Source organism: Comamonas sp. A23 (genome assembly GCF_004522605.1).
GTDB lineage: Bacteria > Pseudomonadota > Gammaproteobacteria > Burkholderiales > Burkholderiaceae_C > Comamonas > Comamonas thiooxydans.
In genome coordinates this window covers 137,859-159,192 of sequence record NZ_RSDT01000003.1, presented here as the reverse complement: position 1 = coordinate 159,192, position 21,334 = coordinate 137,859, and the positions used below count along the sequence as shown (strand labels likewise).

General features: G+C 64.5%; 16 protein-coding genes. 9 read left to right on the top strand and 7 right to left on the bottom strand.

Annotated features, from left to right (window positions below; all coding sequences use genetic code 11):
* Window positions 1-117 precede the first annotated feature (117 nt).
* Window positions 118-1,704 (top strand): nitric oxide reductase transcriptional regulator NorR, encoded by a 1,587-nt coding sequence (norR, locus tag EIC84_RS09050; protein ID WP_003068486.1) that lies wholly within the window; start codon window positions 118-120, stop codon window positions 1,702-1,704.
* Here norR and EIC84_RS09045 read toward each other — a convergent pair whose 3' ends face one another.
* The gene (locus EIC84_RS09045; protein WP_003068484.1) at window positions 1,705-2,115 is read right to left on the bottom strand and encodes an FKBP-type peptidyl-prolyl cis-trans isomerase; all 411 of its coding nucleotides are present in this window, start codon (window positions 2,113-2,115) and stop codon (window positions 1,705-1,707) included.
* 90 nt (window positions 2,116-2,205) lie between these two features.
* A complete protein-coding gene (locus EIC84_RS09040) occupies window positions 2,206-3,348 on the bottom strand; it encodes an aminotransferase class V-fold PLP-dependent enzyme (RefSeq protein ID WP_003068482.1) in 1,143 nt (380 codons plus the stop codon).
* Window positions 3,349-3,612: 264 nt separating this feature from the next.
* On the opposite strand from EIC84_RS09040, the gene EIC84_RS09035 reads away from it, so the two are divergent.
* The 3 genes from EIC84_RS09035 to EIC84_RS09025 all read left to right on the top strand — a co-directional run bounded on the left by EIC84_RS09035 (window position 3,613) and on the right by EIC84_RS09025 (window position 8,579).
* Window positions 3,613-6,162, top strand: coding sequence for a LuxR C-terminal-related transcriptional regulator (locus EIC84_RS09035; protein ID WP_160162818.1), 2,550 nt, complete (start codon window positions 3,613-3,615; stop codon window positions 6,160-6,162).
* A gap of 219 nt (window positions 6,163-6,381) precedes the next feature.
* Complete coding sequence (locus tag EIC84_RS09030; RefSeq protein WP_034362920.1) at window positions 6,382-7,740, top strand: MFS transporter; 1,359 nt, start codon at window positions 6,382-6,384, stop codon at window positions 7,738-7,740.
* 62 nt (window positions 7,741-7,802) lie between these two features.
* The gene (locus EIC84_RS09025; protein ID WP_003068475.1) at window positions 7,803-8,579 is read left to right on the top strand and encodes a class II aldolase/adducin family protein; all 777 of its coding nucleotides are present in this window, start codon (window positions 7,803-7,805) and stop codon (window positions 8,577-8,579) included.
* A gap of 9 nt (window positions 8,580-8,588) precedes the next feature.
* On the opposite strand, the gene EIC84_RS09020 is transcribed toward EIC84_RS09025, so the two are convergent.
* A complete protein-coding gene (locus EIC84_RS09020; RefSeq protein WP_003068473.1) occupies window positions 8,589-11,885 on the bottom strand; it encodes a carboxyl transferase domain-containing protein in 3,297 nt (1,098 codons plus the stop codon).
* Window positions 11,886-11,945: 60 nt separating this feature from the next.
* Window positions 11,946-13,544 (bottom strand): AMP-binding protein, encoded by a 1,599-nt coding sequence (locus tag EIC84_RS09015; RefSeq protein WP_003068472.1) that lies wholly within the window; start codon window positions 13,542-13,544, stop codon window positions 11,946-11,948.
* Window positions 13,545-13,708: 164 nt separating this feature from the next.
* On the opposite strand from EIC84_RS09015, the gene EIC84_RS09010 reads away from it, so the two are divergent.
* Both EIC84_RS09010 and EIC84_RS09005 read left to right on the top strand, forming a co-directional pair.
* The gene (locus tag EIC84_RS09010; protein ID WP_003068470.1) at window positions 13,709-14,479 is read left to right on the top strand and encodes a TetR/AcrR family transcriptional regulator; all 771 of its coding nucleotides are present in this window, start codon (window positions 13,709-13,711) and stop codon (window positions 14,477-14,479) included.
* Window positions 14,480-14,525: 46 nt separating this feature from the next.
* A complete protein-coding gene (locus tag EIC84_RS09005) occupies window positions 14,526-15,773 on the top strand; it encodes a branched-chain amino acid ABC transporter substrate-binding protein (RefSeq protein WP_003068468.1) in 1,248 nt (415 codons plus the stop codon).
* Between the two features lie 113 nt (window positions 15,774-15,886).
* On the opposite strand, the gene EIC84_RS09000 is transcribed toward EIC84_RS09005, so the two are convergent.
* The gene (locus EIC84_RS09000) at window positions 15,887-16,609 is read right to left on the bottom strand and encodes a YggS family pyridoxal phosphate-dependent enzyme (protein ID WP_003068465.1); all 723 of its coding nucleotides are present in this window, start codon (window positions 16,607-16,609) and stop codon (window positions 15,887-15,889) included.
* Between the two features lie 37 nt (window positions 16,610-16,646).
* On the opposite strand from EIC84_RS09000, the gene EIC84_RS08995 reads away from it, so the two are divergent.
* The 3 genes from EIC84_RS08995 (at window position 16,647) to EIC84_RS08985 (ending at window position 20,012) form a co-directional block, all read left to right on the top strand.
* Complete coding sequence (locus EIC84_RS08995; RefSeq protein WP_003068464.1) at window positions 16,647-17,690, top strand: type IV pilus twitching motility protein PilT; 1,044 nt, start codon at window positions 16,647-16,649, stop codon at window positions 17,688-17,690.
* A gap of 125 nt (window positions 17,691-17,815) precedes the next feature.
* Window positions 17,816-18,952, top strand: coding sequence for a PilT/PilU family type 4a pilus ATPase (locus EIC84_RS08990; protein WP_003068462.1), 1,137 nt, complete (start codon window positions 17,816-17,818; stop codon window positions 18,950-18,952).
* Between the two features lie 148 nt (window positions 18,953-19,100).
* Window positions 19,101-20,012 (top strand): NAD(P)-dependent oxidoreductase, encoded by a 912-nt coding sequence (locus tag EIC84_RS08985; RefSeq protein ID WP_003068460.1) that lies wholly within the window; start codon window positions 19,101-19,103, stop codon window positions 20,010-20,012.
* Between the two features lie 61 nt (window positions 20,013-20,073).
* Here the strand turns inward: EIC84_RS08985 and EIC84_RS08980 are convergent, their stop codons facing one another.
* Window positions 20,074-20,727, bottom strand: a complete 654-nt coding sequence (locus EIC84_RS08980) for a BON domain-containing protein (protein ID WP_003068458.1) — start codon at window positions 20,725-20,727, stop codon at window positions 20,074-20,076.
* Window positions 20,724-21,332: an SIS domain-containing protein gene (locus tag EIC84_RS08975; RefSeq protein ID WP_003068456.1), complete on the bottom strand. Its 609-nt coding sequence runs from the start codon at window positions 21,330-21,332 to the stop codon at window positions 20,724-20,726. The genes EIC84_RS08980 and EIC84_RS08975 overlap by 4 nt, the downstream gene beginning before the upstream one ends.
* Window positions 21,333-21,334 lie beyond the last annotated feature (2 nt).

Genomic DNA, 21,334 nt, shown 5'->3' with positions numbered 1-21,334 from the left:
CGGATAAATGCAAACGGCGTGCCAGCAACAAGACCATTGCAGAACAATGGCTTGCAAAAACATGCGTCAATATGACATCCATCAATTGCTGTCTCATTGACACCATCCGATGTCGTTATGACAACATCCCACATTCTCAACGCCGTCAGCCCGCTGATCGCCGATCTGGCCCAGGACCTGTCCGAGCGCGAACGTCTGCGCCGTCTGCTGGCCGCACTGCGCAATCTGTTGCCCGCCGATGCCGTAGCCCTGCTGAAGCTCGAAGGCGAATGGCTGCGCCCCATGGCGATCGACGGCCTGATGCCGGACACGCTGGGCCGGCGCTTTCGCCTGGGCGAGCATCCGCGCTTTGCCCAGTTGCTGGCGGCCGGCCAGGCCATGCGCTTCGAACCCGACAGTCCCCTGCCCGATCCCTATGACGGGCTGGTGGCGCACAAAGGCCAGGCCATCAGCGAGCTGCATGTGCATGACTGCATGGGCTGCGTGCTGCAGCTGGGCGGCCTGCCATGGGGTCTGCTGACGCTGGACGCACTGGAGCCGGGCCGGTTCGCCGACCCCGCGGCGCTGGCCATGCTGCAGGCCTTCAGCAATCTGGCCGCAGCCACCGTGGCCACGGCCGAGCGCGTGCACCAGCTGTCCCAGCTCGCGCGCGGCGCCACCGGCTCGGCCAGAGCGGCCGCGCCGCAGGAGCGCGGACTGCAGGGCGCAAGCCCTGTCATGCGCCAGTTGCAGAAAGACATTGCCCTGGTTGCCGCCAGCGATCTTTGCGTGCTCGTCACCGGCGAAACCGGCACCGGCAAGGAGCTGGTGGCCCAGGCAGTGCATGCGCAGTCGGGCCGTGCCGACAAGCCCATGATCAGCATCAACTGCGCGGCCCTGCCCGACAACCTGGTCGAGAGCGAGCTGTTCGGCCATGTGCGCGGGGCCTTCACGGGAGCACTGAGCGAGCGCAGCGGCAAGTTCGAGCAGGCGCATCAGGGCACGCTGTTCCTGGACGAGGTCGGCGAACTCTCGCTGCCCGTGCAGGCCAAGCTCCTGCGCGTGCTGCAAAGCGGCCAGCTGCAGCGCCTGGGTTCGGACCGGGAGCACCATGTGGATGTGCGCGTGATCGCCGCCACCAACCGCGACCTGGCTGCGGAGGTCCGTGCCGGGCGCATGCGCGCGGACTTCTATCACCGCCTCAATGTCTATCCGCTCACTGTGCCGCCGCTGCGCGAGCGCGACAGCGACGTGCTGCAGCTGGCGGGCTATTTCCTCGAGGAGAACCGTTCGAGGCTCAGGCTCGGCGGCCTGCGCCTGGATGCGGCCGCACAGGCGGCCCTGCTCAATCGCAGCTGGCCCGGCAATGTGCGCGAGCTCGAGCACTGCATCAGCCGCGCCGTGCTCAGGGCCCTGAGCCGCAATGACGGCAGCGCCAGCCGCGCCGGCGCCAGGCTGCGCATCGTGACGCTGGGACTTGCCGATCTCTGGGAGCGGGCCGAGGCACCTGCCGCCGCACAGGCCACAGCATCCATGGACCCGGCCACCGCTGAGGTGGCGCCCGAGGCCGGTCTGCGCGCCGCCGTCAGCGCATATGAACGCCAGCTGGTCAGCTCCAGCCTGGCCCGCCACCGGGGCAGCTGGGCCGCCGCAGCGCGCGAGCTGCAGCTCGATCGAGCCAATCTGCAGCGCCTGGCCAAGCGGCTTGAGATCGACAGGCCTTGATCAGCGGCCCTGGATGCCCAGCAGCTCCACATCGAAGTTCAGCGTGGCATTGGGGGGAACGGCACGGCCTGCACCACGGCTGCCATAGGCTATGCCGGGAGGACATGTCAGCTTGGCCTTGCCACCCACTTTCATCTTCTGCACGCCCTCGGTCCAGCAGGGAATCACGCCATTGAGCGGGAACTCGATGGGCTGCTTGCGTGCATAGGAGCTGTCGAACTCATTGCCGGTATCGGGGAAGTAGCCGCGGTAGTGCACCTTGACGGTGTCCGTCGCCTTGGGACTGGGCCCGCTGCCTTCGACCTGGCTTTCATAGATCAGCCCGCTGGCGGTAGTGACCGGCGCAGCATGAACCACTGCGCCAGCGCCCAGAGCAAATACAAATCCGATCACGGAGATTGCTTTTTTCATATCGGATGTACTGAGTAAACAAAACCCGACTTTATTACGAAGTCGGGTCGAGAAAATGTCACGGCAGCAATGCCGCAAGCCGCACCTATCTCAGATCCGGGCAATGCCGATATCGTCCAGAGCCTTGGACAGATGCGCCACAGAGCGATCCGAGTCATGCCATTTGTCCAGGCCGAACAGGCCGATGCGAAAGGTCTGGAAGTCCGGGCCTTCATCGCATTGCAGCGGAACGCCCGAGGCGGTCTGCAAGCCCACCTTGAGGAAGGCGCGGCCGCTCTGGATTTCCGCGTCAGTGGTGTAGCTGACGACCACGCCAGGCGCCTTGTAGCCCTCGGCGGCGACGCTGGGGAAGCCGCGCGACTGCAGCAACTCGCGCACCTTGCGTCCCAGTTCCATCTGTTCTTCGCGCACCTTGGCAAAGCCGTATTCGCGCGTCTCCAGCATCACGTCACGCAGGCGCAGCAACGCATCCGTGGGCATGGTGGTGTGATAGGCGTGCAGGCCTTTTTCGTAGCCCTCGGCAATCTGCATCCACTTCTTCAGATCGCAGGAGAAGCTGGAGCTCTGCGTATGCTCTATGGCCTCGCGAGCGCGCGCCGAGAGCATGACCATGGCGCAGCAAGGCGAGCTGCTCCAGCCCTTTTGCGGCGCCGAGATCAGCACGTCCACGCCGGTTTTTTCCATATCGACCCACATGGCGCCGGATGCCACGCAGTCCAGCACGAACAGCGCGCCGACCTCGTGCGCGGCATCGGCGACGGTGCGCAGGTATTCATCGGGCAGCATGATGCCGCTGGCCGTCTCCACGTGCGGGGCAAACACCACTTTGGGACGCTCCACGCGAATGGTCTCGGCCACATCCTCCGCCGGACATGGCGCCCAGGGATCCTGGCTGCCCTCGCCCTGCTTGCGCGCCTTGCAGACCACGGAACCGCCGCCCAGGCCCGCATCGGCATCGAAGATCTGCGTCCAGCGGTAGCTGAACCAGCCGTTGCGCACGATCAGCACCCGCTCGCGGTTGGCGAACTGGCGCGCCACGGCTTCCATGCCGAAGGTGCCGCTGCCGGGAATCAGCACGGCCGTGTTGGCGTGATAGACGTCCTTGAGCATGCCCAGGATGTCCTGCATCACGCCCACGAACTTCTTGGACATGTGGTTGAGCGCTCTATCGGTGTAGACCACCGAGAATTCGAGCAGGCCATCGGGATCGATATCGGGCAGAAGTCCGGGCATGGGGGTTATCTCCGCATAGAAAAACAGCTGGGCAGCTTATCACGCAGCGGTACAGCCTCTGGCCCGCCAGGCACGTTGGCTACACCCGCTGCGCCGCTCTTGTGCCAAGCTCACGCTCACGCCGCCGACCGCGACTGCTGAAACACCCGAATGCCTGCGCCTCCAACACCATCTGCCGACGCCTGCGCTTATGCAGCCCTTGAAGGGAAGCTGCAACCGCCCAGGCTTGGCCACGCCTGCGTGCCGCGCAGCAAGCTGCTGGGAATGCTGAAACAAACGCCGGAATGGCGGGTTCTGATGCTGCGCGCCCCGGCTGGCTACGGAAAAACGACGCTGATGAGCCTGCTCTTCGAGCACCTGGGCAGCGCGCCCGCCACCTTTTGCCACTGGTTGACGCTGGACCCATGCGATGAGGACCCCTTGCACCTGCTGACCCATCTGCAGGCCTGCATAGACCGCAGTTGGGGCAGCCGCAGCGCCAGCGGCATCGCGCGCTTTGCCGATCTGGGCACATGGCTACAGGCCGTGGCCCTGCTGCCCGGGCAGCGGGTGCTGTTCCTGGACGAGCTGGAATCGGTGCAGACAAGCGCCTCGGTACGACTGCTGCATCAGCTGCTGCGCTTTGCGCCGGACAATCTGCGTATCGTCGCCAGCGCCCGCCCCCATTCCCCCATTGCGCTCGCGCGCATGAAGGTCGGCGCGGGTCTGCTGGAGTGGAGCGCACGTCAGTTGCGCTTCGATGACGGCGAAACCCGGGCCTTGCTGCAGGTGGGCAATGTCGGCCGCCCCCCGCCACCCCAGCCATGGCTGGAGCTGATCGCCCAACGCTGCGAGGGCTGGCCTGCTGCACTGCGCCTGGGGGCGCTCGCGCTGCATCGTAGCGAAAACGACCCGCGCTTCCTGGACATGCTGCAGGACAACCGCTCCGATCTGGCCGAATACTTGGCCAACGAGGTCTTCGAGCAACAGCCACCGCAATGGCGAGCCTTTCTGCTCGACACCTGCGTGCTGCGCTATCTGCTGCCCTCTCTGTGCGATGCGCTATGCGGACGCAGCGACAGCGCGCCGCTGCTGGAGGAGATGGCGCGGAGCCTGCAATTCATCACGCCGCTGAGCCAGGGGCCGGGGCAGAGCGGCGCCTGGATCTGCCACTCGCTGCTGCAGGATTTCTTGCGCAAGCGCCTGGACGCCCTTCACCCCGGTCGCGCCGCGCTGCTGCACTGCAGGGCAGCAGCCTGGCTGGAAGCCAGAGGCCTGCTGACCGAAGCCGTGGGACACGGTCTCGATTGCGGCAACCCGGATTTCGCTGCCGCGCTGGTGAACCGCGCAGCTCGCCCGCTGGTGCTCAGCGGACACCTGGCGACAGTCCAGCAAGCGATTGCCCGCCTGCCCGCGCATATCGCGGACAGCCATCCAGGCATTGTCTGGGCCTCTGCCCGCGCGCATGCCTATCTGCATCAGGTCGAGGAGGCTCAGGCGCGCTTTCAGCAGCTGCGCGCGCTGTCCGCCCAGCAGGCGTTCGACCGCCCGATGCGGGAGGACTATCTGGCGCTGGAGGCGCTGATCTCCATTGCCTCGGGCGATATGGAGCAGGTGCTTCGTGTCATCCAGCGCAATCTTTCATGGACCGAAGGTGACTATGCGCGAGGCAGCATGCTCAATGTGCAAGCCTATGCCGAGCTTGCGCGCATGAACTTCGATACGGCGCTGGCGCTGCTGGATCAGGCCGACCTCCACAACCGCAAGGCCTTGCACTTGTTCGGCCTGTCAGCTGCACAGGGATTGCGTGCGGCCATCTGGAGTTCACGCGGCGAACTGCGGAAGGCTCTGGCTTGCTACAGCGGCCAGAGCATGGATGAACGCAGCGAGTATGCAGCCCCCGGCCTGGGGCTGCGCTGCGAATTGCTCTACGAAACCGACCAGCTTGATGCGCTGCAAGCATTGCTGGCCCTGCATACACCACATGCTGACGACTCCCAGGCCACTGATCTGGCGATAGGCAGCTATCTGGCTGCGGCACGGCTGGACTTTGCGCGCGGCAACCACGAGGCCGCGCAAGCCATTCTGGACAGGACGCTGGCACGCGCCCTGCAACGGAATTTTCACCGGCTGGTGATGGCTTGCCGCTGGGAGAAGGTGCGCATGGCCACGCTATCGGGCCAGCATGACCTGGCGCAGAAGCTGATGCCCGCAGAACGGCCCGATGCAGGCCGCTTTCACTTCGCCACCGATGCCGAGGCTGGCGACCTGACCTGGCTGCGCCTACTGGTGCGCAGCGGCCAGGCGCGCCAGGCACTGCCAGCCATTGCGCAGCGGCTGGCCCAGGCGCAGTTCATGCAGCGCGGCTGGCGCGCGCTCAAGCTCGGCATTCTGCATGCCTGCGCGCTGGACGCGCTGGGCCAATGCAGCGATGCCGATGCTGCATTGGCCTCAGCACTGGACATGGGTAGCCGACAAGGCTTTGTGCGCAGCTTTGCCGACGAGGGGCCGCCCGTGCTCGACCGCATCGGCGCCTGGTTGACCAGCGCCGCGCCACTGCCTGCACCGCGCGAATATCTCCACCAGGTGCTGGCGGCAGGACGCAGCACGGCTGATGCGCAGAAGAAGCCGCGACACATCGGCACATTCAGCCAGCGCGAACGCGAACTGCTCCAGGCACTGGCACTGGGCGGACGCAACCAGGAAATCGCCCAACGGCTGCAACTGACTGAAAACACGGTCAAGTGGTACCTGAAACGGCTGTACATGAAGCTCGATGCACACAACCGCACGCAGGCCATCGCCCAGGCCCGGCGTCTGCACCTGCTGGACTGAGACACTGTTCACGAACCCACATGTCCGTTTTGATCGCTCATCTTGGACACTCGGGGTTCATCCGCACCTTCCGACAACGCGCCCAGGGCCGTAGCGCGAGACGCCTGGGCGACTGCAAGACCTGGCGACAAACCCTAATACCACCCAAACAGGTGGTGACGCATCTTGCCCCCTGTTCCTAGACTGCCTGCCACACAACGAATGATGGAGGCAGGCAGCATGAGCAATCCACCGCAAGGATTCCCCACATCAGGCGCTCGGCAGCCCGGCGATGCATCGACGGCAGTGACCAATGCCGTCTTTTCCAAGGTCAGCTGGCGCATCCTGCCGCTGCTGCTGATTGCCTACATGGTGGCCTACCTCGATCGCGTCAACGTCGGCTACGCCCAATTACAGATGAAGGAGACCCTGCCCTGGGATGTGGCTGTCTACGGCCTGGGCGCAGGAATTTTCTTCATCGGCTACTTTTTGTTTGAAGTGCCCAGCAACATGCTGCTGGAGCGGATCGGCGTGCGCAAGACGCTGCTGCGCATCATGGTGTGCTGGGGCCTGATCGCCGCAGGCATGATGTTCGTGCAGACGCCGACACAGTTCTACATTGCACGCTTTCTGCTCGGAGCCTTCGAGGCCGGTTTCTTCCCCGGCATGATTCTGTATTTCACCTACTGGTATCCGTCAACGCGCCGAGGGCAAGTGATCGCCACCTTCATGGCAGCCACGACGATCATCGGCGTTCTGGCCGGGCCGTTGAGCGGTGCCACCCTCAAATACCTGAATGGGGTCAACGGCTGGCACGGCTGGCAATGGCTGTTCCTGGTGCAAGGCCTGCCCGCAGCAGTGCTGGGCGTGGTGGCTTTTTTCTGGCTGCAGGACAAGCCCGGCTCGGCCAAATGGCTGACCCACGCCGAAAAGGATGTGATCAACGAGAGCTTCGCCCAAGAGCAGAGCTCCGCCACCGACAAGGCCGCCAACGCCACCCACGGCCAGTTGCTACGCGATCCGAAGACGTGGCTACTCGCGCTGACGTATTTCTGCCTGCTGGGGGCCAGCTACACCATGGTGTTCTGGATGCCGACGCTGATCCAGAGTTGGGGCGTCAAGGACGTGCTGACCGTCGGCCTGCTGGCCGCCATCCCCAATGCCTGCGGCGTGGTGGGCATGATTCTGATTGGCCGCCACTCGGACCGCCATCGCGAGCGCCGTCTGCACTTTGCCGCCTGCACAGGCCTAGCCGCGGTTTGCCTGTACGCGACGACCCTGCTGCAGGGCAATCTGCCGGGCTCGCTGCTCGCTCTGTCGCTTGGGGTCATCGGCCTGGCCTCGGCCACGCCGCTGTTCTTCGCCATGGTCAGCGAGTATCTGCCCGCCAAGGTAGCCGCCATCGGCATCGCCCTCATCAACTGCCTTGGCAACCTGGGCGGCGCCTTCAGCCCCTATGCGAACGCCCTGCTCATCAAGCAGACCGGCAACAACACCTACAGCATGTATCTGGTGATCGCACTGTATGTCTCAGCGGGTCTGCTGCTGCTCTTGACCGTGCGCCCATCCCCACGGCATGCCGTGCCGCAGGTGGCCTGAGTCGCCCCGGATACCTGCACGCAAGCCTCTATCTTCTACCCCCCCAACAATGAGTTCACTTCATGAAGACATCGATACAGGACATCCCCAGCCTCCAGAGCAAGATCAGCGCCGAGGAATGGCGCACGCGCATCGATCTGGCGGCTGCCTACCGCCTAGTCGCGCTGATGGGCTGGGACGATATGGTCTACACCCACATTACCGCCAAGATTCCTGGGCCGGAGCACCACTTTCTCATCAATCCCTACGGCATGATGTTCGACGAGATCACCGCATCCTCGCTGGTGAAAGTCGATCTTGCGGGCAATGTGGTGATGGACTCGCCCTTCCCCATCAATCCGGCAGGCTTCACCATCCACAGCGCCGTCCATGCGGCGCGCGAGGACGCCGGGTGCGTGCTGCACACCCACAGCGTCAACGGCGTGGCCGTGTCGGCGCAGGCGGATGGCGTGCTGCCCATCTCCCAGCAGTCCATCTTCGTGCTCAGCTCGCTCGGCTACCACGACTATGAGGGCGTAGCGCTGCGCGACGATGAAAAGCCTCGCCTGGTGCGCGACCTGAGCAACAACAATTTCTTCATGCTGCGCAACCACGGCCTGCTGACCGTGGGCCAAAGCGTCGCCGACGCCTTCATGGCCATGTATACCTTCGAGTCGGTGTGCATGATCCAAGTACGCGCGCAGTCCGGCGGCGGCAGACTGACCATGATTGACCCGGCCATCATCGCCACCTCGGCGCAGCAGGCGCAGCAGGTCACCAAGGGCATGGGCTCCGGCGCGCTGAACTGGCCGGGGCTGCTACGCAGGCTGGACAGGCGCAGCCCCGGTTACGAACGCTAGCCCTCGGCCCTACCAGGTATCGACAAACCGGGCCGGCTCATCGCGCAGTCGCGCACCGGCCAGGCCGCGCACCAGCCAGGCGCGGGTCTCCGCAGGGTCGATGACGGCATCGACTTCCAGCGTGGCCGCCATGTGCATGGCCTCGCCATGTGCGTATTGCTGGGCCAGCAGCTTCTGGAACAACGCCTCGCGCTGCGCGCCCTCGGGCAGGGCTTCGAGCTCCTTGCGAAAGCCCAGCCGCACAGCCCCTTCCAGGCCCATGGCGCCGAACTCGCCCGTGGGCCAGGCCACATTGAAGATGGGCGCATGAAAGCTGCCCGCCGTCATGCCCATGGCGCCCAAGCCGTAGCCCTTGCGCAGCACCACGCTGAAATACGGGACGCGCAGCTTGGCCGTCATGACGAACAGCCGGCTGACATGGCGCACCTGGGCGGTTTTCTCGATCTCCGGCCCGACCATGAAGCCGGGCGTATCGACCAGGCTGACGATGGCGATGCCGTGGGCATTGCACAGCTGCATGAAACGCGCCGCCTTGTCGGCCGCATCGGCATCGATGGCGCCGCCCAGATGGCCCGGGTTGTTGGCCATCAATCCCACGGGCCGCCCCTCGATGCGCGCCAGCGCCGTGTGGATACCGGCGCCGAAGCCGGTTCTCAGCATCAGCAGGCTGCCCTCGTCCACCAACCCGGCCATGGCTGCGCGCGTATCGTAGGCACGCAGGCGGTTCTCGGGCACGACCTGGCGCAGCAGACGCTGATCGGGCTCGGACCATTGCTCGACCCGCCCCTGGAAGAAGGACAGATAGTGCCTGGCCGCGGCCACGGCCTGGGCCTCGTCGTCGACCAGGATATCGATCACGCCGCTCGCATGCTGCACGCTGGCGGGGCCGACTTCCTCGGGACGGAAGACACCCAGGCCGCCGCCCTCGATCATGGCCGGTCCGCCCATGCCGATATTGCTGCTGCGCGTGGCGATGATCACGTCGCTGCAACCCAGCAGCGCCGCATTGCCCGCAAAGCAGCGGCCATGGGTGATGCCCACCACGGGCACCTGACCCGAGAGCGCCGCATAGGCCGCGAAGGTATGCACATGCAGGCCTGCGACCACGGGCGTGTCGGTATCGCCGGGCCGGCCGCCGCCGCCTTCGGCAAACAGCACCACGGGCAGTTTCTGCTGCAGCGCGATGCCCAGCATGCGGTCGGTCTTGGCGTGATTGCGCGCCCCCTGGGTGCCCGCCAGCACCGTGGCGTCATAGGACATGACCACGGCGCGCGAGCGCTCCGCGCCGAACTGCGCGGCATTGATGGAGCCCATGCCCGTGACCATGCCGTCGGCCGGCGTGTTGGCCACCAGATCGTCGAGGCTGCGCCTGCGTGTCTGCGCGGCAATCGCCAGCGCCCCGTACTCGATGAAGCTGCCTGCATCGCAGAGATCGGCAATGTTCTCGCGCGCGCTGCGGCTGCCCTGGCCATGGCGTCTGGCCATGGCATCGGGCCGCGCTGCATCGAGCGTGAAGCCATGGCGATCCTTGACGCGCTGCAGATCGTCTCGAATGTGGTCGGGATCCTGCCGCTGCGGCACGACCTCGGCATGCGCGGCCTCCCCCTGAACGGGCGCGAGCACCAGCAAGGCCTGGTCCTGCGCCACATAGCTGCCGGCCTCCGCGAGCAGCGCCTGAACCCGGCCCGCCGCCTGCGCGAACAGCACATGCTGCATCTTCATGGCTTCGAGAATGCCCAGCTCGGCGCCCTTGGCCACCGTCTCGCCCACCGCAACAGACCACTGCACGACCCTGGCCGGCATGGGGGCCAGCACTGCATTTTCAGGAGCTTGCTGCGCTTGGGATACATTGTTTTTAGAGTCAAAAATATCTGAATTCCTTGAATGACTTGCGCTTGAAGCTATCTTTTCTGCGGCTTCCACCAGCTGCGGCAGGACCTCTTCCAGCCAGCGCGTGTGCACGGTCTGCTCCAGCATCTCGGGCCGCTGGGCAAGGGCCTGCAGCAGCGGCAGATTGGTGGCCAGGCCCGCGATGCGGCAGTCGGCCAGCGCGCGCCGGGAGCGGCGCAGCACATCCTCGAAATGCGGCGCGTTGCTGTGCACGACGAGCTTGGCCAGCAAGGTGTCGTAATGCGGCGACGGGCTCGCCCCCTGCTGCGCATGACCGTCCAGGCGTATGCCGGGGCCTTGCGGCCACTGCAGCGCGGCAATGCGGCCGCTGCCGGGGCGGGAGTGGCCCTGGGCATCGAGGGTTTCGGCATTGATGCGCCACTGCATGGCATGGCCGCGCGGCCGGGGCGGGGCATTCACATTCAGGCCCAGGTCGGTAAAGTGCTCGCCCGCCGCAATGCGGATCTGGGCCTGCACCAGATCGACGCCAAAGACCTCTTCGGTAATCGTGTGCTCCACCTGCAGGCGCGGGTTGGCCTCGATGAACACATAGGGCAGAGACTCGGACTGCAGATCGACCAGAAACTCGAACGTGCCCAGGCTTTCGTAGCGCAGCCTGGCTGCCATGCGCAGCGCATCCTCGGTGATGCGCTCGCGCAGCGGCTGCGTCAGGCTGGGGCTGGGCGCGATCTCCACCAGCTTCTGAAAGCGCCGCTGCAGCGTGCATTCGCGCTCGCCCAGCGCCATCGGCCATTCGCTGCCGTCGCCCAGCAGCTGGATCTCGATATGGCGCGCGCCGCTCATCAGCCGCTCGACATAGACGCCGTCCACGCCGAAGGCTGCCTGGGCCTCGCTGCGGCAGCGCTGGTAGGCGGCCGCCACTTCGGCAGCCTCGGTGACCGCACGCATGCCGCGACCGCCGCCGCCGCCGATGGCCTTGATCATGATGCCGCTGGCCCCGTCGGCCTGCTGGCGCGCAAAGAACTGCTGTGCCTGCTCCAGCGTCACGGCCTCGGTGCTGCCGGGCATCAGGGGCACGCCGCATTGCTGCGCCAGCGCACGGGCTCTGGCCTTGTCGCCAAGCAGCGCCAGCTGCTCGGGCGTCGGGCCGATAAAGCGCAGCCCGGCTGCCGCACAGGCGCGCGCAAAGTCCGCGTTCTCGCTGAGAAAACCATAGCCCGGGTGCAGCGCGTCGCAACCGTGCTGCTGCGCGATACGCAGCAGATGCACGCCATCGAGATAGGCAGCCGGGCCGCTGGCTCCCAGTGCCTGCGCCTCGTCTGCGGCCTGTACATGCGGGGCCGCCGCATCATCGGCGGCGTACACCGCCAGGCTGGCAATGCCCAGCTCCTGCAGCGCACGGATGATGCGCAGCGCGATTTCACCGCGGTTGGCGATCAGGACTTTCTTGAACATAGGAATCTCGTTTGAATGGTTCGCAACTTGCGCCGATCCGGAGCCGGCAGCGTGTGTCGATCAGGGGATGTCCCTGAGCAGGCGGCGCAATACCTTGCCAGCGCCGGTGGCCGGCAAGGCATCGATGAAACGCACCTCGCGCGGCGCCTTGTAGCTGGCCATGTTTTCCTTGCTCCAGGCCAGCAGGCCTTCCGCCTCCAGGCTCTGCCCGGGCTTGCGCACGATGAAGGCGCGCACGACCTCGCCTTTCTGAGCGTCGGCAACACCGATCACGGCAGCCTGGGCGATGGCCGGATGCTTGATCAGAATCGTCTCCACCTCCTCGGGGAACACGCTGTAGCCCGAGACCTTGATCATTTCCTTGAAGCGGCCGATGAAGGTCAGATAGCCGTCCGCATCGAATTTGCCCATATCGCCGGTATGCACCCAGCCGTCCTTGAGCGTCTTGGCCGTGGCCTCGGGCTTGTTCCAGTAGCCCTTGAAGTTGCCCGGGCCGCGAATGATGATCTCGCCCACCTCGCCTGCAGCCAGCGGTGCGCCGGTCTCCGGATCTATCACCCGGATTTCGTTGCCCGGCGCGGGCTTGCCATGGGTGCCCCAGCGAATGGCATCGCCCGGCATGAAGGTATCCATGGTGTGGGTTTCGGACAGGCCGTAGGCCGCCTCGCTGGAGATGGCATTAGGTGCGAACCTGCGCCATTGCTGGGCCAGATCCTCGGTATAGCTGATGCCGAAGCTGGTGACGGTGTTGCGGCGCAGCGCGCTGAAATCCATCTTCTCCACGCCCGGCACCTGCATCAGCGCCACATTCATGGGCGCGATGCTGTACCACCAGCTGACACGGTAGCGCTCCAGCGCCTGCGCCACGGCCAGCGGATCGAAGCGATGCAGCAGCACGCAGGGCGCCCCCGAATGCACGGGCATGTTCACCCCCATGGACATGCCGGCGATGTGATAGAGCGGCGCCACGGCCAGCAGGACATCCTCGGCGCTGACGCCGGTCACCCGGGACGCGCCGGCCGTCTTGTAGGCGGCCGCGCCAAAACTCAGCATGGCGCCCTTGGGCAGGCCCGTGGTGCCCGAGGTGTAGGTCATCAGCGCCACCTCGTCCATGTCCACCTCGACATGGGAAGGCCTGGCGCCGCTGTGCATGAGATCCCAGAACGACGTCACATTGCCGGGCAGCGGCTGCACGGGGGCCTGCAGTTCGACAGGCAGGGGCAGCGTGACTCTGGCGGGCAGCCAGTCGCCGTAGCGCACGGCCAGCACATGCTGCAGTGCGGTGCTGCCGCGCACCTTGTCGACCACGGGCAGCAGCACATCGGCCGCAATGATGACCCTGGCCTGCAGATCATTGAGCTGATATTCGAGTTCATGCTCCTTGTTAAGCGGCCCGCAGGGACAGACGATGGCCGCGATCTTCTGCACCGCGTAGTGCGCAATGATGTACTGCGGGCAGTTGTTCATGAACAGGGCGACAGGCTCGCCGGGCTTCACGCCCAGTTGCTGCAGATGCGCGGCCACGGCATCGCTGGCCTCATCCACCTGGCGCCAGCTGATGTGCTGTCCGTACCAGATATAGGCATCGCGCTCGGGATGCTGACGCGCATTGCGGCGCAAGGCCTCATGTAGGGGAATGAGGATTTCGGATTCAGCCATGGTTGTCTCCTGGGTGTCTCGTATAGACCGAACAGCGGCGCCACTTGCGAGCTTTCTCAGGGATTGCCTTAGGGCAATCTGCTGCTCGGCGTCTTGTCAATGTATACCTGCCGGTAGAACAATGCTACCCATTGGTATAACGAATGCGACACACGCAAACCCTCATGTCCGCCACGACCAGAAAGACCGAGAAAAAGCCGGCTGCGCCCGTGGCGCCGCGCGGCCGCCAGCGCCTGCCCACAGCCGGCTCCGACGAGAAGCGCGAGCGCATTCTCAAGGCCGCCGAAGCCCTGTTCGACCGCTATGGCTATGCCAACACCACCATAGAGCAGATCGTGCAGGCGCTGGGCGTGACCAAGCCCTTTGTCTACTACTACTTCCGCAACAAGCAGGAGATCTTCGAAACCCTGTGCTGGGCACCGACCGAGGCCTGTTTCACGGTGATGGACTTTGCGGCCGACGACCCGCGCCCCGCGCATGAAAAAGCCATCGACGGTCTTCAGCGACTGATCGCCGCCACCATTGCGCACTACCCGGCGGGCTTCTTCCCCTACCGCGAGCCGCAGGCCTTCAGCCCCGCCTATCTCAAGGCCTCGCGCAATGTGGCCCAGCAGTTCTACAAGCAGTTCTGCGCCCTGCTCGACGAAGGCCGCGCCAGCGGGCATTTCGATTTCCGCGACACCCGCATCACGGCACAGGCGGCCTGCAGTCTGCCCGGCTTTCTCTACAACTGGTATCAGCCTGGCGGCAAGCTGGGCCCAGCCGAGATGGTGGTCGAGCTCACCGAGCTGGCCTCGCGCGTGCTGGGCCTGCGCACTGCTGCGGCCCCTGCGCGCAAACGCGCGGCCAGAGCCGCGCCGGCGCCGGCAGCGCAGAACCCTTCGCCCCCCAGGCGCCGCAAGAGCGCTTCATCCACCACCAACAGCGCCAGCTGAGAGCCTCGAAGGCCAAGGCGCCATTCCAACTCCTGGAGACAAAACCATGTCAGTTCGCTTCTCAGCCCTTGCGCTGGCTGCCAGCCTGTGTGCCGGCACCGTATCCGCCCAGACGGCAGAGCCGTTCAAGATCGCGTTCATCGACCCGCTCTCCGGCCCGTTTGCCAATGTGGGTGAAGTCATGCGCAACCATGTGCTCTACGCCGTCGATGACGTGAATGCCAAGGGCGGCCTCTACAACGGCGCGAAATTCCAGCTGCTGCAGTTCGACAGCAAGCTCTCGGCCCAGGAGAGCCTGAGCGCGCTGCAGGCCGCCATTGACCAGGGCGCACGCGTGGTGGTGACGGGGGGCTCGGGCTCATCGGTGGTCACGGCCCTGGTGCAGGCGGCGGCGCGCTACAACCAGCGCAACCCGGGCAAGGAGGTGCTGATACTCAACCACAGCTCCATCGATCCAGAGCTGACCGGCAAGTCCTGCAGCTTCTGGCATTTCATGTTCGACGCCAACACGGCCATGCGCATGCAGGCCATTGCCAACTACATCAAGACCCAGCCCGAGATCCGCAAGGTCTTTCTGCTCAACCAGGACTACGCCCATGGCAAGCAATGGGCCAGCTTCGGCCGCAGCATGGTAGCCAAGGCAAGGCCGGATGTGCAGTTCGTGGGCGAGACCTTGCACCCCATGGGCCGCATCAAGGACTTTGCGCCCTATGTGGCCAAGATCAAGGAGGTCGGCACCGATTCGGTCATCACCGGCAACTGGGGCCAGGATCTGGCTCTGCTGCTCAAGTCCGCCGGGGACTCGGGCTACAACCTGCGCTACTTCAACCATAGTGCCGGCGGCTTTCCGGGCACCGTGACCTCGATTTCCCAGGCCAGGATCGGCCAGGTGACCTGGGTCGCGGAATGGCATCCCGGCATGGCCGACCGAGCCCAGGCCGACGCCCGGGCCAGGGAGTACAAGGCCAGGATGAACCAGGACTTTCTGGCCCCGCGCATGGATCTTGTGCCGCGCATGCTGGCCGCTGCCATGGCCAAGGCCCAGTCCACCGAGCCCGTGAAAATTGCTAAGGCCATGGAGGACATGTCCATGGACACCGTCTTCGGCCCCGTCAGGATGCGCGGCAAGGACCACCAGCTGCTGCTGCCCCAGGTCGTCAACACCATCGCCCCCGTGGACGGCAAGCTGGTCAAGACCGGCTGGGAAGGCACGAACTACGGCTTCAGAACCGATGCCGTCTATTCCGCCCAGCAGCTTGATCTACCCACGGAGTGCCAGATGAAGCGGCCTTGAGTACAAGCCTAAGAACTGCCGTAGCCTGACAAAGAGACACCGAGGAAGGGCCGCCCCGCGCCGAAGGTGTCGTCCCCCTCCGCGAAGCAGAGAGGGGGAAGGCGCGAAGCGCCTCAGGGGGTGTAGCTCCGCTTTCCAAAGATCCCGCTGCCCACGCGCACCATGGTGCTGCCTGCTGCCACGGCGGCTTCCAGATCGCCGGTCATGCCCATGGACAGCGTGTCGAAATGTTCCAGCCCCGCGAGACCACTGGCCTTGATGGACTCAAAAACGGCTTTGGCCTTTTTGTGGACTACGCATTGCGCCTCGAAATCAGGAGCATCGTCAGGAATGCTCATGATGCCGCGCAGCTGCAGATTGGGCAGTTTCACCATGGCTTGGGCCAGCTCCAGTGCTTGCTCGGCCATGACGCCGGACTTGGTGGCACCGCCATCCACATTGACCTGGATGCAGACATTGAGCCGTGCCATGCCTTGCGGACGCTGGGCCGAAAGGCGCTCGGCGATCTTGAGCCGGTCCACGGTCTGAGCCCAGTCGAAATTCTCGGCCACCAGCCGCGTCTTGTTGCTCTGGATGGGGCCTATGCAATGCCACTGCAGCGCTTGGCCGCCCGCCAGCTGCATAGCGCGCACCGCGGCAATTTTCTCCACGGCCTCCTGGATATAGTTCTCGCCAAAGCTGCGCTGGCCGGCCAGCACCGCCTCGCGCACCGCATCCGCGCCAAAGGTCTTGGAAACGGCCAGCAGTTGCACCGATGTCACGGGCCGGCTTGCACTGGCGCAAGCGGCTGCCATGCGGGCATGAATCTGCCCCAGATTGTTTTCAATCGTCGTCATAATTGGCGCCAGAGTATCAAACCAGAGAGGGATCTCCGTGGATATCACGCAATTGCTGGCATTCAGTGTCAAGAACAAGGCTTCGGACTTGCATTTGTCGGCAGGCCTGCCACCCATGATTCGCGTCCACGGCGATGTGCGCCGCATCAACATCGATCCGCTGGACCACAAGACCGTGCACGCCATGGTCTACGACATCATGAGCGATGCCCAGCGCAAGCAGTACGAAGAGTTTCTGGAAGTGGACTTTTCGTTCGAGATTGAAGGCCTGGCCCGGTTTCGTGTCAATGCCTTCAACCAGAACCGCGGCGCGGCGGCTGTGTTCCGTACCATTCCCAGCAAGATCCTGACGCTGGAGCAGCTCAACGCCCCCAAGATCTTCGCCGACCTGGCCCTGAAGCCACGTGGTCTGGTGCTGGTGACCGGCCCCACGGGCTCGGGCAAGTCCACCACGCTGGCGGCCATGGTCAACTATCTCAACGAGACCGAGTACGGCCACATCCTGACGGTGGAAGATCCCATCGAATTCGTGCACGAGTCCAAGAAATGCCTGATCAACCAGCGCGAAGTCGGCCCCATGACGCTGTCGTTCGCGGCAGCGCTGAAGTCCGCGCTGCGTGAAGACCCGGACGCGATCCTGGTCGGCGAAATGCGGGACCTGGAAACCATCCGTCTGGCCATGACGGCGGCCGAAACCGGGCACCTGGTGTTCGGCACGCTGCACACCTCGTCGGCCGCCAAGACCATCGACCGTATCATCGACGTGTTCCCGGCCGAGGAAAAGGAAATGGTGCGTGCCATGCTGTCCGAGTCGCTGCAGGCCGTGATCTCGCAGACGCTGTGCAAGACCAAGGACGGCCAGGGCCGTGTGGCCGCACACGAGATCATGCTGGGCACGCCCGCCATCCGCAACCTGATCCGCGAAGCCAAGGTGGCACAGATGTACTCCACCATTCAGACCAGCCAGAACATGGGCATGCAGACTCTGGACCAGAACCTGACCGATCTGGTGCGCCGCAACCTCATCAGCCCGGCCGAAGCGCGCAGCAAGGCGAAGATTCCCGAGAATTTTCCTGGATGATGCCTCCCCCCTGAGCGGCTTTGCCGCTTCCCCCCAGGGGGACGACGCCCTCGCCGCGAGGCGGCTCTTGCTCGGCGTCTCTCACTTGGGCTCTGCCAATTTTGACGCTGCCTCAAGGAACGATCATGGAACGCGATCAGGCCAGTAAATTCATCAACGATCTGCTCAAGCTCATGGTCAGCCGCAACGGCAGCGACCTGTTCATCACTGCAGAGTTTCCGCCCGCCATCAAGATTGACGGCAAAGTCACCAAGGTCTCGCCCCAGCCGCTGAACCAGTTGCATACGCTGGCCCTGGCGCGTTCCATCATGAACGACAGGCAGGTGGCGGACTTCGAACACACCAAGGAGTGCAACTTCGCCATCTCGCCTGCCGGTGTGGGGCGCTTCCGTGTCAACGCCTTCATGCAACAGGGCAAGGTCGGCATGGTGCTGCGTACCATTCCCAGCACCCTGCCCACGATTGACGGCCTGGGCGTGCCGCAGGTGCTCAAGGAAGTGACCATGACCAAGCGCGGCCTGTGCATCCTGGTCGGCGCGACGGGCTCGGGCAAGTCCACCACGCTGGCCGCCATGGTGGACTGGCGCAATGAAAACTCCTTCGGCCACATCATCACCGTGGAAGACCCCGTGGAATTCGTGCATCCGCACAAGAACTGCGTGGTCACGCAACGCGAGGTGGGACTGGACACTGAAAGCTGGGAAGCCGCGCTCAAGAACACGCTGCGCCAGGCGCCCGATGTGATTCTGATGGGCGAAATCCGTGACCGAGAAACCATGGAGCACGCGATTGCGTTCTCGGAAACCGGGCATCTATGTCTGGCCACGCTGCACGCCAACAGTGCCAACCAGGCTCTGGACCGTATCGTCAACTTCTTCCCCGAAGAGCGCCGTCCGCAACTGCTGATGGACGTGTCGCTGAATCTGCGGGCCATCATTTCCCAGCGCCTGATCCCCAAGCAGGACAGCAAGGGCCGTGTCGCCGCCATCGAGGTGATGCTCAACTCTCCGCTGATTGCCGACCTGATCTTCAAGGGCGAGGTCGTCGAGATCAAGGAGATCATGAAGAAAAGCCGCAATATCGGCATGCAGACCTTTGACCAGGCGCTGTTCGACCTGTTCGAATCCAATCTCATCACCTATGAAGACGCGCTGCGCAATGCAGACTCGGTCAACGACCTGCGTCTGCAGATCAAGCTCAACAGCCAGCGCGCCCGGACTCTGGACCTGGCAGCCGGCACAGAACATCTGACCATCGTCTAACCCCAAGGCGCCGGCATCTCCTCCCACAGGTGGAGCGCTGGCTTTGCTGTGGGGCGGCAGGGCCGCCCAGGACCCTGCTCTACGCCAAGGCCATGCACTGCGGCGCTACCATGATCGAACTGTTCCGTACCCAGTCTTAGAGGATTTCATGAGCACAGCCACCATCGCCTCCCGCAGCTACGCACCCTGCACTTCCACTCCTGTGGCCTTTCTGGGTCTGGGCGTCATGGGTTCCCCCATGGCCGGGCATCTGGCTGCGGCAGGCCATCAGGTCACGGTCTACAACCGCACGACCACCAAGGCCGAGGCCTGGGTCGAGGAATTTGTCGGCGCCCGCCATGCAGCCACGCCCCGTGAAGCCGTCAAGGGTGCACGCATGGTCTTTTGCTGCGTGGGCAACGACGACGACCTGCGCTCGATTGCGCTGGGAGACGACGGCGCCTTTGCGGGCATGGAGCCTGGGGCCATCTTTGTCGATCACACCACGGCCTCGGCGCAGGTGGCACGCGAGCTGTATGCACAGGCCCTCCAGCGCGGCCTGCACTTCATGGATGCCCCGGTATCGGGTGGTCAGGCCGGTGCGGTCAACGGTCAGCTCACTGTCATGTGCGGTGGCGATCAGGAGGTATTCGACCAGGTGGCACCGGTGGCTGATGCCTTCTCGCGCGCCTTTACCTATATGGGTGCCAGCGGCAGCGGTCAACTGACCAAGATGGTCAATCAGATCTGCATTGCGGGCCTGGTCCAGGGGCTGTCCGAAGCCATTGCCTTTGGCCTGCGCGCCGACCTGGACGTGGAGAAGGTCCTCGACGTGATCGGCAAGGGCGCCGCTCAGAGCTGGCAGATGGACAATCGCGGCAAGACCATGGCCGTGGGGAAGTTCGACTTCGGCTTTGCCGTGGACTGGATGCGCAAGGATCTGGGGCTGGTGCTGGCCGAGGCCCAGCGCAATGGCGCACGCCTTCCCGTCACCGCGCTGGTGGACCAGTTCTATGCCGATGTACAGGCCATGGGCGGCAATCGCTGGGATACCTCCAGCCTGATCCAGCGCTTGCGCTGAGCCGCTGCGCCATGAAAAAAGCCGGACTCGAGTCCGGCTTTTTTGTGACCGTCAGCTCACCTCAGTTCATGCTGGAGCGATCCTCGACCACAGGGGCGGCCTTGGATGTTGCTGCAGCCAGCTCATCTTCGGAGATGACCTCAAACAGGCGCACAACCTTGCTCACATCGTTGACGCCACGAGCGATCTCGGCAGCCCGCTTGGATTCGCGCGGCGTGACTATGCCCATCAGATAGACCACGTTGTTCTCGGTCACGACCTTGATGGCCGAGGATGAAATGTCCTTGGCGTTGACCAGACTGGCCTTGACCTTGGTCGTGATCAGAGAATCCTGGGAGCGCTGACCCAGAGTGGCCGTGAAAGGCGCGACCTCGATCTCGTTATAGACTTGGCGCACGGTGGATTGTTCGCGCACCAGCTTCTCGATGGTTGCCTTGTCCGTCGCATTGCCTGCCTGGCCGGTCAGCAACACCACACGGTTGTAGCTGGTGGCGCTGACGCGGGCCTTGTCGCCCATCACCTCGCTGATGCGATTGCCGGCACGCAGCTCTATGCCCTGGTCCTCAACCTGTGTGCCGGTGGTACGCCTGTCCACTGCCGACATGCCCGCCACAGCAGCACCGCCGCCCACCAGAGCCACGCAACCGCTCAAGGCACCGCCCAGAGCGGCAACAGTCAGGGCCGCACATGCAACACGGGTCCACTTCAACTTCATAAAGGCATCTCCTGGTCACCAAGCAGTTGAGAGTCCACACCATCGGCCAGACAGTGCAGGATCAAGGTATGGGTTTCGCGCACGCGCGCCGCACGGTCGTGGGGCACGCAGATCAGTACATCGGTCTCTCGCACGGCGGTGGCCAGATTTCCGCCGGTGCGGCCTGTCAGCACCACGGCCATCATGTCGCGCTCGTGGGCGGCTTCAAGAGCCTCCAGCACAGCCGTGTCGTTGCCGGTCACCGACATGAGCAGCAGCAGATCGCCGGGCTGCCCCAGCGCCCGCACCTGACGCGCCAGATACTGGCTGGCATTGCCGCCCGAGCCCGTGGCTCCCACGCTGCCCAGCAGGCCGCCATCGGAAGTCAGGGCCACGGCCGCCAGCTCGGGACGATCGCGCTCGAACCCTGTCACGCACAGGGAGGCAAATAACTGGGCATCGCTGGCCGAAACGCCCGTACCGCAGGCCAGCACCTTGCCGCCGCCCGTCACGCAGGCCAGCATGGCCTGTACGGCGGAAGCAATAGGTTGGCTCAGCGCCTGGGCGGCCTGGTACTTCAGGTCGGCACTGTCGATGAAATGCTGTTGAATTCGTTGCTCTAGCATGG